Below are 13,276 nucleotides of genomic sequence, written 5' to 3'. Positions count from 1 at the left end.
TCAGACGGCCAGGAACCGGCCCAGTTGCGGCGCGGCCTCACCGGGATGCTTCGCCTGCATGCCCTCGCCGATGGCCTGCAGCTTCCATTCGCTGCCCTGGCGGTAGACCTTCGCCATGACCATGCCCGTGAACGGCATGCCGCCCTGCAGCGTGTAGCGGGCCAGCTCGGTGTCGATCGTGCCGTCGACGAGACGGCAGAACGCGTTCTGCACCTGCTCGAAGGTGTGGCCCTTGTAGGAGGTCACGATGAACATCACCGTCGTGACATGGGCGGGGACCCGCGTGAGGTCGACGAGCATCACCTCGTCGTCGCCCTCACCGGCACCGGTGAGGTTGTCGCCCTGGTGCTGGACCGAGCCGTCCTTCGACTGCAGCTGGCCGTAGTACACGACGTCGGCGATCTGGTTGTCGGCGAACATCACGGCCGAGGCGTCGAGGTCGATGTCGGCGGAACGGTTGCCGAACAGGCCACGCTTCTCCACTGGATCCCAGCCGAGCCCCATGCGCAGGAAGGTCAGCGCGACGCCGCCGTCCTTGCGGAGGGTGACCTTCTGGCCCTTCACCAGGCTTACCGGGCGGTTCTTCGTGAGGCTGACCTCCGCAGGCTGTGCCGGAGGCGGTGTCTGCTGCACGGGCGGGGCCGGAGCCGGCGTGGGAGCGACGGGCTGAGGTGCGGCAGCAGGCTGGGCGGGTGCGTCGTCGACGCTGACCCCGTGATCGGTCACCAACGCCGCGAAACCGCCCGCGTATCCCTGGCCCACGGCGCGGACCTTCCACGCGCCCTGGCGCCGGTACAACTCCAGCGCGATCACGATGGACTCGGTGCTCAGTCCGTCGATCCGGTACTCGTACAACACCGTTCCCGCACTGTCGGACACGCGCGCGGTGGGCGGTGCGAACCGGCCGAAGCTACTCGACGCGTCGTCGAGGGTGATCACGGCGCGCACCTGATCGATGTCGGCGGGAACCTGCGCGAGCGACACGGCGAGCGAGGCCGCCTGCCCGGGCGCGCCGGATACGAGACGCACACCCGGCCCGGTGGGCTGGTTGAAGAACACGAAGTCGGCGTCGGAGCGCACCTTGCCGTCGGCCTTGACGAGCAGTGCGGACAGATCGGCGGGCGTGGTCAGCTCGAGCGAGACGACGACGTCGGATGCGGTGAGCGGTCCGTTCTGACCCTTGGAGAGCGGAGTCGGCAAGAGATGTGTCCTCACTGTGTCGGTGACCGGGCACCTTCTACTCTACGAAGCGACCGGAAGACGAGCGGATCGGGCGAACCAGGCGAGGATCTCCTCCCCGGCGGTGACGCCCGCGGCGTCGGTCACCGAGACGGTCGGGTGGCGCCAGTCCATCAGTTCGAGTTCGCCGTGGCGAGGCCGGATCGCGGCGTCGGCGGCCTTCAGCATCTCCGCATCGAGCGCACCGTCACCCGCGGCGAAGACCGGGGCGTCGTCGGTAAGCACCCCGCGGTCTCGGAGCCGGCGGTGCACCTCGGCCACCGCGCGGCTCTTGCACACGCTGTTCGGCATCGTGTAGATCTTCCGGCCCTGCTGCGACGCGTTCCAGCCGCGCGTCGAACACCACTCGTGCCAGTCGTCGAGAAATCCCGCCGGTTGCGCTGCGACGTCGACGACGAGGTAGCAGAACAACTCGTCGGCGATGCGGAACTTCGACACCCAGTCCTCGGAGATTCGGCGGCGCAGTTCGGTCGTCATCTCGTCGAGGCTCGCACCCCCCGCACGTACCGCTGCTTCCACGGTCCTGCGCCAGTGCGGGTCGAGATGCCCGTCCTCGAGGATCGACCCACCGTTGCTCGCGATTGCATAACGCCACGGACCGCCGGGGAGGTCGATGCGGCGGAACTGTTCTGGTGTGCGCGTGGTCGTCGGCACCATCGCGACCTCGCCGGCGAGCGTCCGAAGCTGTTGCGCAGCAATGTCGGTGACGTACGACAGCGGTGCGCTCTCGTAGTACTCGACACAGAGTAGATCCTGCGTGTCGAACTGGTCGCCGGTCATCGCGGCGCGCGAATAGATGAGGGTGCGGTCGAGATCGGTGGCGACCAGTGCGGTTGCAGTGCTGGTCACGGCAGGTCCTTGATCAGTCCCATGCAGGAGTAGGCCAGGTCGGGAACCTCCTCGACGGGAACGTCGCGAGCGGCCGCGAGCATCCGGATATGGGCGTGCTCGTCGGCGGTGATGTCGCGCACCAGAACCTTCCAGGGAACGCGGCGCAACAGCACGCGGGTGGTCTCTCCGACACCGGGTTTGACGAAGTTGACGCTCGAGATGCCGTACTGCGCCCGCACCCGCTCGACGGACTCCCAGCCGGCCCAGGTGGGGGTGCGGTCGGATTCGAGCACTGCCTGCGCGGCCGATGCGACGTCGCCGCACGTGTCGAACTCCGCGGCGACGGCGTCCAGCAGATGATTCGACACGTCGTCCGCGGCCAACTCGGCGTAGAACTTGGCGCCGTGGAACTCCCCGGGGCCGATCAGGCTGTCGTTGAGGACCGTTCGTGAGACCAGTCCGGAGACGGTGGAGTTCAGGCAGGCGGAGGCGATGAGAAAGTCGTCGCGCGTGCCGTAGGTGCGGACGCAGTGGCCGGGGTCGGCGAGTACCGCGAGATCGTCGGACAGGACGGGACCGCCTCGCGCGGTGTATTCGGCGAGCGCAGCGGACAGTTCACGCGCGATCGCGCCTTTGCCCGTCCAGCCGTCGACGAAGACGACCGACGCGGGAGCGTGCCGCGCGGTGATGTGGTCGAGAGCGGCGGAGTCGATGCCGCGACCCCGGACGATCGACACGGCGTAGTGCGGCAGCGTCAGACCGTGGTGGTGCAGCGCCCATCGACGGATCAGGATGCCGATCGGGGTGCCCGCCCGCGCGAGCGACACGAGGGTCAGGTCGGTTCCGCGTTCGGAGAGAAGCAGTTCGGTGACCGTGCCCACCGCGTGCGCCAACCGGCCCGCAGTGCCGGCCAGTGCCTTGTCGAACAGTTCGCGGTAGGCGGCGTCGGGTTGGTACTCGATCGGCAGGGACTCCGCGTAGTGCGCGAGACCCGCCTGGATCCGCGCCTCCCGTTCGGCGATGTCGCCCTCGAGGTCGGCGTGGGAGAGATCCTTGAGCAGCCACGTCACCTCGTCGGGCGCGTAGGAGCCGAACTCGGGTCCGGTCAGTGGCACGGTCATACGGTCTCCCTGTGGGTGCGCAGCACCGTCGGATCGGTGGCGGGCACGATCACGACGAGGACGTCCTCACCGGCAGCAGTGAGCACGTCGAGAACACCTCCCGGTGCGCGCAGGCGGTCGGTGTCGGCGGGCGAATCGATGACGAGGATCAGCTCGGCGCGGACCTCGGTGGACGTAGGCCACTGCGCGTTGTAGAGGAAACGCGGCACCTCGTTCTCGAACTCGCTGTCGATGTGTTCGGGTGCGGTGAAACGGAATCCGCGGCGCAGCGGATATCCGTCGACGTCCATCACGTGGACGGGGGAGCGGGTCGTGGTCTGGAACAGGGCGGGAGTGCCGCGGTCGACGAGTGCCTCGGCGAGTCGCAGCGGCAGATACATCAATTCCTCGTGTCCGACGACGACGGCGGGTCGCCGGGCGTCGCGTACGTCCGCGATCGTGTCGGCGAGCGTCGACAGAGCCGCGTCGAAGGCCGCCGCGTCGGTGCGCAACATCCCGTGCCGCCCGCCGTCGGGCACATGGGACGGCCACGCCGCGTGGAGGAACCGGACGTCGCCGCGTTGCTCCCCCACCGGATTGAGGAGAGGGTCGGGTAACGCCGCGACCCGCGCGACGAGATCGTCGGGGACGACGGATCGTCCGGCGGCCAGGCTCACGTGCTCGATGCTCGTGCCGAGTTCCGCGGCGACCTCTGCCGTCCGGCGGCGATCCTGTTCCGACCGCATGTCGACGAGGGAGGCGAGGACGTAACGATTACGCGGATGATCGCGGTGCAGCGCGCGGATGGCGTCGAGGGCCGTTGCTCCCGTGGAGATCTCGTCGTCGACGAGCACGAGCGGCGCGGCGTTGGCGAACAGTGCGCCGGAGGTCGGCTGCAGCAGGTGGAAGGTCGCGTGCGAGTGCCCCTCCTCGAATCCGGTGAGCACCTCCGCTCCGGGAACCTGGCGTCGCGTCGAATGCAGACAGCATGCGGCGTCGAGGGCGTCGGCCACGCAGTGACCGAGACCCGTTGCGGTCTCGGCGAATCCCATGACGACGGCGTCGGATGCCGCATCGCCGAGGAGGTCGGTGACGAGCCGGCCGAGCCGGTGACCGGCGCCGCGCACCGCGGCCGGTTCGGTGGGGATGTGCTTGCCGAGAACCGTGGAGACGAGCAGGTGCGCACGCCGTGGATTGCGTCGCAGCCCGGGCCTGACGAGCTCGGGAACCGTGAAGCCACATGACGACTCCGCATGTTCGAGAGCGAAACCGAGCTCTGCGGTGGCCCAGGGGATGTCGAGAATATCGGTCATCGGTCCACCAACGCCGTCAGCAGGTCGACGAAGGTGATCCCCTTGCGGGTGACACCGAACACCGACGCGCGCAACAGGGTCTGCTCGGCCCATGTACGGTGGGGTCGTCGTTCGTTCATCTTGTTCCCGTATCCCGAGGCCTGCACACCACCGGTGTCGCGATCGAGGATGTCGGTCGCATCGTGGAACTCCTCGTGGGTCACGGCCGACAGGGCATGCACCGCAGCGACATGCGACGGATGGATGACGGTCTTGCCCTGGATGCCGTTGGCGCGGTCGAGGGCGATCTCGCGCAGCAGACCGTCGAGGTCGCGGCTGACGAGCTGCTGACGGAACAGCACGGCATCCTGTTCCTCGAAGGGTGTCGAGCGCAGCATCGGTCGGAACATGCGTTCGTGGTCGGCAAAGTACTCCCAGACGGGCCCGGTGATGACGAAACCCGTTCCGTCGGTTCGCCCGAGGTGGTTGACGATGTCGGCGATCACGTCGACGACGACCCGGACGTCGTAGATCGTCAGGTCGCGGTCGCGCCGGATACCGAAGGTCGCGCACATGTCGGTCGCGCCGATCCGGACGGCGAGGATGCGGTGGCGATGTTCGGCGAGGATGCTCGAGATCGCACGTAATTCGCCGTCGCGGGTCTCGCGGTGGACGACCTCGGCCGACTCGATGACGGGCATCGCGTAGAGGTGACGGCCGAGGAGGTCCGACGCCGCGGCCACCGCCTCGAGGAAGGCGGGGCCGGTGTGTGCGGTGAACTTGGGCACCACGAATCCGGTCAGCACGGCCTTGCCGGCGCCGAGCATAGACGCGATCCGCCCGACACCGTCGGCGGTGCGGACACGGACGAACAACATCATCGGCGTCGGTCCGCGTTCGGCGAGCGCATCGAGTGTCGCGACGGCGTTCTGCAGGCCCTGCTCGACCTCGTCGTCGGCGACGGCATCCTCGAGGTCGAGCACCATCGACGTCACACCCTCGGCCGCACGTTTCGAGATGGTCGTGACGAGATCTCCGCGCGTCGCGGGTACGTAGAGCGTGGCGCCGAGAGCGGTCGCCAGGCGGTCGCGATCGTCGCTGTGCCCGAACGGCTCGGGACGGTGCAGGAACAACTCCTCCATCGTCGCGCCGTCGAGATGCCGAAAGTGCTGCATGGCGCGCACTTCGGTAAGCGTGGCCCCCCTCATGCGTTCTCGGTCCGTCCTCTCATCCGATCGACCACTCCTGCGATGAAGGTAGACACCGCATCCAAATCTCTGACGTAGGCCCAGTAGTCGGGGTGCACACCGGTGAGTGCGTCGACGGCCCTGTCGATCCGGCTCAACTGCGAGTCGAGAACGGAACCCCATTCTGCGGTGAGACCGCGTTGCACGGCCAGGTGTTGTGCGTCACGGAGGCGGAACCGTACCTCGTCGACCTTGGCCCCCGGATTCTGCCGGACGGAACGCAGCGTGGCGAGTCGTGCGGTCACGGCGTCGACGAGTTCCTCGGCGCGTGACAGCTCGGCGCGGATCGCCGCGACCAGCTCGAGCGCTTCCTCGGGGCGGCCGTCCTTCGCCGCCGCCCGTGCGCGTCCGAGCTGGTCCTCGGCGCGAGCGAGCAGTTCGGCGGCCTGTTTCTCGTTCCCGGACAGGTCGGCGGAGCTGGCCGCATTGAACTCGCGCAACAGCGCGGAGGAGGCCGGGGCGAGACCTTCCGCACGGGTCCGGACCGCTCCGATCCTGGTGGTGACCGAGGCGAGGGTGCGAACGGCCTCGTCGCGGCGCCCCGGTGCTGCGGCGAGGGCGTCGAGCAGAGCAGTGGTCGCCTCTTCGACTCGGAGGGCCGCTGTGCGGGTCGCGCCCACGCTGTGCGCTGCATCGAGGCTGTTCAGGGCCTTCTCGAGCGCTTCGGTGGCAGATCGGACCGACGGATAGTTCGCAAAGGAAACAAAATCCGGGGTCTGCGTCGCGGCGAGGGTGTTGCGCGCTTCGGTACGCATCCGGTGTGCCAGCTCGGGCACCGTGTTCGCCACGGTCGTCATGTGCTCGAGGTGTCCCCGGTTGTTTCCGAAGAATTCATCAAGTGTTCGTGTTGCTTCGGTTATCTGCCGCAGTGCCTGCTCGTAGGCCGGAGCAGGTGCGAGCGGCTGTTCCGGATCCGTCACTGCCAGTTGAAGATACGTCTCACCGGCGCGATAACACGCCTGACGGATGGGATCCCACTGACGGAGCAGGTGCCGTTCGGGTTCGAGCTCGTAGGACGCGGCCACACCGGCCTCGATGACGGACTGGCGCTTGTCCATGTCGAGGAACGCCGCGACCATCGCATCGTGTGCACGACGAGCCGCGGGATCTTCCGTGTTTCCCCCGCCGAACAGGCGGCGCGTCCATCGGCTCGCCACAGAACCGAATGGTACTGGGCGCACGTCCACCGGGCCGATCCGTCACCTTTCCGCCGGTCGGAACTGTGGTTCGTGCGGGTCACGAAGTGAGGCGCGGGACCGGGCATAGTGGATATGGGCGTACCCCACGGCAACAACTAGTGTGGGGAGAAACGCACACCGGGCGTGCCCTATACCGGTACGTCGACCGTTGGAACGATCGAAAGGACCCCGCATGGGCGTCAGCTTGACCAAGGGCGGAAACGTCTCCCTCACCAAGGAAGCTCCGAACCTGACGGCAGTGGCCGTCGGCCTGGGCTGGGACGTTCGCACCACCACCGGCACCGACTTCGACCTCGATGCCAGTGCCATCGCTACCGGGGCCGACAAGAAGGTCGTCTCCGACCAGCACTTCGTCTTCTTCAACAACCTCAAGTCGCCCGACGGTGCCATCGAGCACGCCGGTGACAACCGCACGGGTGAGGGCGAAGGCGACGACGAGGTCATCAACGTCGACCTCGCCGCCACCCCGGCGAACATCGAGAGCATCTTCTTCCCGGTCTCGATCTACGATGCCGATTCCCGCAGCCAGTCGTTCGGCCAGGTCCGCAACGCTTACATCCGCGTCGTCGACCGCGCGAACGGCAACGAACTCGCTCGTTACGACCTGTCCGAGGACGCCTCGACCGAGACCGCCATGGTCTTCGGCGAGCTGTACCGCAACGGTGCGGAGTGGAAGTTCCGCGCCATCGGCCAGGGCTACGCGTCCGGTCTCGCGGGTATCGCCCGCGACTACGGCGTCAACGTCTAGTTCGTTTCTTCCGGGTTCCGGCTTCGGTCGCAGTACCGAAGCCGGAGCCGACGTGCAGTAACCACCCTGCAACGCCCTGATTCCGATTAGAAAGGCCACGCTTCGTGGTTCTGCGAATATTCGGTGCATCCTTCGCGGTCACCGTCGTCTCCCTCGTGGTCGCCTTCCTCTACGGCGGCCCGCAGGCTCTGTTCCTCTGCGTGATCCTCGGCATCCTCGAGGTCTCGCTGTCGTTCGACAACGCGGTCATCAACGCGACCGTGCTGCGGCGGATGAGCGAGTTCTGGCAGAAGATCTTCCTCACCGTCGGCATCCTCATCGCCGTCTTCGGTATGCGTCTGGTGTTCCCCCTCGCGATCGTGTGGGTGGCGTCCGGACTCGGCCCCATCGCGGCCCTCGACCTCGCGTTGAATCCGCCGCCGGACGGAGCCGCCTACTTCCCGGACGGCAGCCCCAGCTACGAGACCCTGATCACCGATGCGCATCCGCAGATCGCGGCGTTCGGCGGCATGTTCCTGCTGATGCTCTTCCTGCACTTCATCCTCGAAGATCGCGAGATCAAGTGGCTCGAATGGCTCGAGCGTCCCCTCGCGAAGGCCGGCAAGCTCGAGCAGCTCGAGGTCGTCGTCGCCACCGCGCTGCTGCTCATCACGGCCACCGTGATCGCACCCGAGGACAAGGTCTCGACCGTCATGATCGCCGGCGCGCTCGGCATGATCACCTACATCGCGGTCAACGGACTCGGCGAGATGTTCCACATCCCCGAGGAAGGCGAAGAGCCCAGCGGCGGACCGAGCGGCCTCGCGAAGGCCACCGGTAAGGCCGGCTTCTTCCTGTTCCTCTACCTCGAGGTGCTCGACGCGTCGTTCTCGTTCGACGGTGTCATCGGAGCCTTCGCCATCACGTCCGACCCGATCATCATCGCCCTGGGCCTCGGCTTCATCGGCGCGATGTTCGTCCGCTCGATCACCATCTTCCTGGTGCGCAAGGGCACGCTGTCCGACTACGTGTACCTCGAGCACGGTGCTCACTGGGCCATCGGTGCGCTGGCACTGATCCTGCTGTACTCGATCGGCACCCACGTGCCGGAGGTCGTCACCGGCCTCGTCGGTGTCGCCCTGATCGGTGCGGCATTCGCCTCGAGCATCTACCGCAACCGCAAGATCGCGGCGAGAGAAGGCGAAGATGCTGTGAAGACCAGCATCCCCTGATCCTCGACAATTCGAACCACATGCCGATGGGAGCCCTCGATCCGACATCTCGGATCGGGGGCTCCCATCGCTTTTCCGTACCCCGTGCGCATCCGCGCAGCAATCCGACGAAAGGCTCGACATGGCCATCGACTACAACAAGAAGCCCGAACAGAACGCAGGCGGCGTCAACCTGAGCAAGATCAACCTCACCAAGGAATCCCCGACCGTGAGCCTGTCGAAGGCCGGGTCCGGGCAGGGCGTCACGCGGGTGAACCTCAACTGGTCGCGCGGTGAGCAGAAGAAGGGCTTCCTCGCGAAGCTCACGGGCGCGAGCGGCGGCGTGGACCTCGACCTCGGCTGCCTGTTCGAACTCGCCGATGGTTCCAAGGGAGTCATTCAGGCGCTCGGGAACAGCTTCGGCGCGCTGAACACCCCGCCGTACATCCACCTCGACGGCGACGACCGCACCGGCTCGAACACCGGTGGCGAGAACATGCACGTCAACCTCGAGCGCCCCGAACTGTTCAAGCGTGTGCTGATCTTCGCGATGATCTACGAAGGAGCGCCGAACTGGGCTGCCGTGGACGGCGTCGTGACGCTGACCCCGCCGTCGGGTCCGCAGATCGAGGTGCGCCTGGACTCGCCGAACAACGGCGCGCGCATCTGCGCGATCGCGATGCTGCAGAACACCGGGCAGGGCATCACCGTCGAGCGTCTCGTGCAGTACATCGACGGCAGCCAGTCCGACCTCGACCGCGCGTTCGGGTGGGGCATGCAGTGGCAGGCGGGGCGTAAGTAGCCCCTAGTGCGAATTTCTTTCCGGCCTGGTGGCCGGTCACGGGAGATCCCGCCGGCGCATGTCGGCGGGATCTCGGTGGTTCCAGGGGTGCAAGCAGGTCAGCGTCGTCGGAGAGCGAGGACCGGAATGGTGCGTTTCCCGCGCGTCTTCTCCTCGACCTCTGCTCGACCGGTCTTGCGGCCACGATGATGCACGAGCGCCATGGGCGCACCCTCGAAGTTGCCGCCGACCCGGCCTCCGTTGGCCCGGAACTCGGCGATCACCTGCGCATTCCAGTTGTCGGACGAACTCATGGGAGAAATCCTCCTGGCTACTGCAGTCGGCTACGAACCACCGTAATCATGTAGAGGACCACGGGGTCCGGAACGAGGAATCACGAGCGGTCGGTGGTCGCCGCCAAGGATCCCAATAGCCGAAGTTTGTCGTCACTGGGCGAGCCGGCAGAGGCCAGGTACACGATCAACTGATGTCCAGGTGCGCTGCGAACGTCGAATGCGTTGTATTCGAGGACGAGATCGCCGACGGCAGGATGCCGGAACTCCTTGGCCTCGTGTGTTTTGCCCCGCACATCGTGCCGATTCCACAGTTCGCGGAACTCCGCGCTCGCATCGTGCACCTCGAGAACGAGGGCACGAACGTCGTCGACCGAGCCGGTGTGGCCCAGAGCGAGCCGGAGATTCGCGACGCACGACGTCGTGGCGCGCTCCCAATCGGTGAAGAAGCGGCGCCCGAAGGGATCGAGGAAGGTCATGCGCACGAGATTGTCGATGCGCTCGAAGCCGCTGTAGAGCGCACCGGCGAGCTCGTTGTACGCGAGAACATCCAACCGGCGGTCGATGATGAGCGCGGGTGTGTGCGACCAGGATGAGAGAAGCTCCCGCAGTGAATCGTCCACGGTCTTCCGCACCGCAGTGGGCGGTGTCGGAGCCAGTCCGGCGAGACGGAACAGGTGCTCGCGCAGGTCGGTGTCGAGAGCCAGTGCGCCGGCGAGGGCGTTGAGAACCGCCGGAGACGGGTTCCGTTCGCGACCCTGTTCGAGTCGCGTGTAGTAGTCGACGCTGACACCGGCGAGCATGGCAACTTCCTCGCGACGCAGACCGGAGACCCGCCGCCCCGACTGCGCCGTGATGCCGACATCCGACGGCTGCACGTGCCCGCGTCGCGCCTTGAGGAAGGTTCCGAGTTCGGTGGAGACCATGAGACGACGCTAGCTCCCCGGATGCGGTACAGACAGGCCCTGGTGCACCCAGGCACACACCGGCCTGTTCCGGCCGCCCATCCGCCCCGACAGTGGAACTCGCCGGATCTCCCGGCACCCCGATCCTCATCTGGAGTACACATGACCATCCCCTTCACTCCCGAATTGTTCGAACTCATCCGCGAGAACGCCGGCGGGCATCGTCCGCTCCTGTTCGGCAATGCCCGGATCATCACCGGCGACGCCCTGATCGGCGATTTCGACCGCGGCGACGTCCTGCTCGGTGGCGCTCGTGTCCGGCAACCTTCGCAATCCTGTCCGTGTCTCGCGACGACTCGGAAACAGATGTGCTGCAACGATTCATCGATGATGCCGACGCCGCGCACACGGTCGTCGTCGACGGTGAGATCGCCCTCTGGGGCGGTCGATCGGTCCACGCCGACGACCCGACGGAGACTCCGACCGCCACGGACGTGGCATCGGACCGTCATCTCGGAACTTGGATCGACGAAACGGATTTCGTGCACCAGCACCTGACCGCGGACGGTCGCTACGACGAGACCCGCGGTGGACGCCCGCATGCATATCAGGGCTCCTATCGGATCACCGGCGACCGCATCGACTACCGCGACGACCTCGGATTCTGGGCCTTCGGCGAATTCGTCGACGGCACCCTGCAGCACGCCGGTTACACCTTCCACCGCGCCTGACACTCATCGGAAAGCCACCACAATGAAGACAACTCTCGCCGATTTCACCGCGGCCCACGACAGCGACCGTCCGATCCTGCTGACCGGTGGCGCCGTCGTCACCATGGACCCCTCGATCCCGGACCTCGATGCCGGCGACGTCCTGCTCGTCGGCCCGCAGATCATCGCGATCGGCGCCGACCTACGCTCCGATCCCGGGCACGGTGCCGCCGCAGCCTCGGCACTCGTGGTCGACACCCGCGGCGCGATCGTCGGCCCCGGTTTCGTCGACACCCACCGTCACGCCTGGGAAGCGCAACTGCGCCGGAGCATTCCCGACGTTTCCGACCTCGGCGAATATGTCATGTCGACCCTGGCCGGCGTCGCCCCGAACTACGCACCGGAGGACATGTACATCGGTACCCGTCTCGCCGCGCTGACCGCGCTCGACTCGGGCATCACCACCATGCTCGACTTCTCGCACAACTCCCGCACTTCCGCGCACTCCGATGCTGCACTGAATGCGCTCATCGACACCGGAATTCGGGGCGTGCATGCCTCGATGGGTCCTCACTTCGGTGAGTGGGATCGTCAATGGCCCAAGGATATGAACCGGTTGGTGAGCGACTTCCACGGCGCCGCAGACGGTCTCGTCACGGTGCGGCTGGCCGCCCTGGCGACCGACGAGATCGCCGGACCTGCGATCGCCTACGGGCCCGAACTCGCTGCTTTCGCACGTGATCTCGGTGTGTGGACGAGCATCGACGCGGTTTTCGGGATACCGTCGTCGGAGGCGATCCTGCGCTGGGCACGGATGGGGATCCTCGATCCGACCCTCACCTTGATCCATGCGACCGGCCTGACCCCCGAGGCGTGGACGGCGATGGGGGATGCCGGTGTCACGGTTTCCCTCGCCCCGACCTCCGACGCCCAGATCGGCCTCGAATCGGCGGTGCCCGCTGTGGACGAGGCTCTCGCCGTCGGGATCCGGCCGGGTCTGAGCATCGACGTGGAGGTCGCGCTCGCGAGCGACATGTTCACCCAGATGCGGACCCTGCATGCCATCCAACGCATGCGCGCCACCAATGCTGCATACGGAACGGAGGAGACCCGCAACCGGATCACCACCCGCGACGTCCTCGACTTCGCCACCCTGCAAGGCGCGCATGCCAACGCGCTCGGGCACGTCACCGGTTCGCTGACACCGGGCAAGGAGGCCGACCTGCTCATCGTCCGCGCCGACGACATCAACAACATGCCGCTCAACGACGCCGTCGGCACCCTCGTGCTCGGCTCCGACGCACGCAACATCGACACCGTCCTCGTCGCCGGCAACCCGCGCAAGTGGGCGGGTTCGCTGGTCGACGAGGACATCGACGCCCTACGCGAGGCCGTGATCCGTTCCCGCAACGCCATCATCGGGCGGGTGGCGGCGACACTGTGACGACCTCCAGGGAAGTGAAGGACATGAAACAAGCCGAGCACCCGTTCGTCGGACTGTGGGCGACCGCCGACGGTAACATCCGCCAGCGTCTCCTGCCGGAGGGGCGATACGTCGAGGCCCGCGGCAGCCGGGAAGCTGCCTACACCGGTGACTACCGGATCGAAGGAACAATGATCTACTACCGTGACGACGCCGGCTTTTCCGCCGACGGTGAGTTCCGCGACGACGTGCTGTACCACGCGGGAATGGTCATGTATCGGCACCTGAGAGCGCGGCAATAGGAGCGCCGATCCGGAC

14 protein-coding genes and 1 pseudogene are annotated in these 13,276 nt (G+C 66.8%); 6 read left to right on the top strand and 9 right to left on the bottom strand.

Annotation, left to right across the window (positions count from 1 at the left end; all coding sequences use genetic code 11):
* The 6 genes from QR64_RS04625 to QR64_RS04600 all read right to left on the bottom strand — a co-directional run bounded on the left by QR64_RS04625 (position 1) and on the right by QR64_RS04600 (position 6,788).
* The gene (locus QR64_RS04625) at positions 1-1,200 is read right to left on the bottom strand and encodes a TerD family protein (RefSeq protein ID WP_039584355.1); all 1,200 of its coding nucleotides are present in this window, start codon (positions 1,198-1,200) and stop codon (positions 1-3) included.
* 42 nt (positions 1,201-1,242) lie between these two features.
* Positions 1,243-2,019 carry a hypothetical protein gene (locus tag QR64_RS04620; protein ID WP_052227205.1) on the bottom strand — a complete coding sequence of 259 codons (777 nt, stop codon included), beginning with the start codon at positions 2,017-2,019 and terminating at the stop codon, positions 1,243-1,245.
* 65 nt (positions 2,020-2,084) lie between these two features.
* Positions 2,085-3,191: a cysteine protease StiP family protein gene (locus QR64_RS04615; RefSeq protein ID WP_006550714.1), complete on the bottom strand. Its 1,107-nt coding sequence runs from the start codon at positions 3,189-3,191 to the stop codon at positions 2,085-2,087.
* Complete coding sequence (locus QR64_RS04610; protein ID WP_039584352.1) at positions 3,188-4,483, bottom strand: phosphoribosyltransferase family protein; 1,296 nt, start codon at positions 4,481-4,483, stop codon at positions 3,188-3,190. Before QR64_RS04610 ends, QR64_RS04615 begins: the two co-directional genes overlap by 4 nt.
* On the bottom strand, positions 4,480-5,637 hold the full coding sequence (locus QR64_RS04605; RefSeq protein WP_039584350.1) for an HpcH/HpaI aldolase/citrate lyase family protein: 1,158 nt from the start codon (positions 5,635-5,637) through the stop codon (positions 4,480-4,482). The genes QR64_RS04610 and QR64_RS04605 overlap by 4 nt, the downstream gene beginning before the upstream one ends.
* Before the next feature lie 29 nt (positions 5,638-5,666).
* Positions 5,667-6,788 carry a hypothetical protein gene (locus QR64_RS04600; protein WP_039584349.1) on the bottom strand — a complete coding sequence of 374 codons (1,122 nt, stop codon included), beginning with the start codon at positions 6,786-6,788 and terminating at the stop codon, positions 5,667-5,669.
* Positions 6,789-7,080: 292 nt separating this feature from the next.
* Between QR64_RS04600 and QR64_RS04595 the strand changes: the two genes are divergently transcribed.
* The 3 genes from QR64_RS04595 to QR64_RS04585 all read left to right on the top strand — a co-directional run bounded on the left by QR64_RS04595 (position 7,081) and on the right by QR64_RS04585 (position 9,648).
* Positions 7,081-7,656 (top strand): TerD family protein, encoded by a 576-nt coding sequence (locus QR64_RS04595; protein WP_006550710.1) that lies wholly within the window; start codon positions 7,081-7,083, stop codon positions 7,654-7,656.
* 104 nt (positions 7,657-7,760) lie between these two features.
* A complete protein-coding gene (locus tag QR64_RS04590) occupies positions 7,761-8,867 on the top strand; it encodes a DUF475 domain-containing protein (RefSeq protein ID WP_006550709.1) in 1,107 nt (368 codons plus the stop codon).
* Between the two features lie 121 nt (positions 8,868-8,988).
* A complete protein-coding gene (locus QR64_RS04585) occupies positions 8,989-9,648 on the top strand; it encodes a hypothetical protein (RefSeq protein WP_006550708.1) in 660 nt (219 codons plus the stop codon).
* A 155-nt stretch (positions 9,649-9,803) separates the two neighbouring features.
* Here QR64_RS04585 and QR64_RS04580 read toward each other — a convergent pair.
* From QR64_RS04580 to QR64_RS27560, 3 genes and pseudogenes are all read right to left on the bottom strand, one after another.
* Positions 9,804-9,941, bottom strand: a pseudogene (locus QR64_RS04580) (nitroreductase/quinone reductase family protein); the annotation flags it as partial.
* An 80-nt stretch (positions 9,942-10,021) separates the two neighbouring features.
* Positions 10,022-10,846, bottom strand: coding sequence for a helix-turn-helix transcriptional regulator (locus tag QR64_RS04575; RefSeq protein ID WP_039584347.1), 825 nt, complete (start codon positions 10,844-10,846; stop codon positions 10,022-10,024).
* 126 nt (positions 10,847-10,972) lie between these two features.
* Complete coding sequence (locus QR64_RS27560; protein WP_235367013.1) at positions 10,973-11,149, bottom strand: hypothetical protein; 177 nt, start codon at positions 11,147-11,149, stop codon at positions 10,973-10,975.
* 44 nt (positions 11,150-11,193) lie between these two features.
* Here QR64_RS27560 and QR64_RS27555 point away from each other — a divergent pair, with 44 nt between their 5' ends.
* From QR64_RS27555 to QR64_RS04560, 3 genes are read left to right on the top strand one after another with little or no spacing between them, the layout of a single operon-like run.
* A complete protein-coding gene (locus tag QR64_RS27555) occupies positions 11,194-11,556 on the top strand; it encodes an Atu4866 domain-containing protein (RefSeq protein WP_235367012.1) in 363 nt (120 codons plus the stop codon).
* 22 nt (positions 11,557-11,578) lie between these two features.
* A complete protein-coding gene (locus QR64_RS04565; RefSeq protein ID WP_039584346.1) occupies positions 11,579-12,979 on the top strand; it encodes an amidohydrolase family protein in 1,401 nt (466 codons plus the stop codon).
* Between the two features lie 23 nt (positions 12,980-13,002).
* Positions 13,003-13,260 (top strand): Atu4866 domain-containing protein, encoded by a 258-nt coding sequence (locus QR64_RS04560; protein WP_200359006.1) that lies wholly within the window; start codon positions 13,003-13,005, stop codon positions 13,258-13,260.
* Positions 13,261-13,276 lie beyond the last annotated feature (16 nt).

It is taken from the genome of Rhodococcus sp. Chr-9, from assembly GCF_000801125.1.
GTDB lineage: Bacteria > Actinomycetota > Actinomycetes > Mycobacteriales > Mycobacteriaceae > Rhodococcus > Rhodococcus pyridinivorans.
Note: the sequence above shows the minus strand (reverse complement) of the source record. Positions and strands in the feature narration are given on the sequence as shown.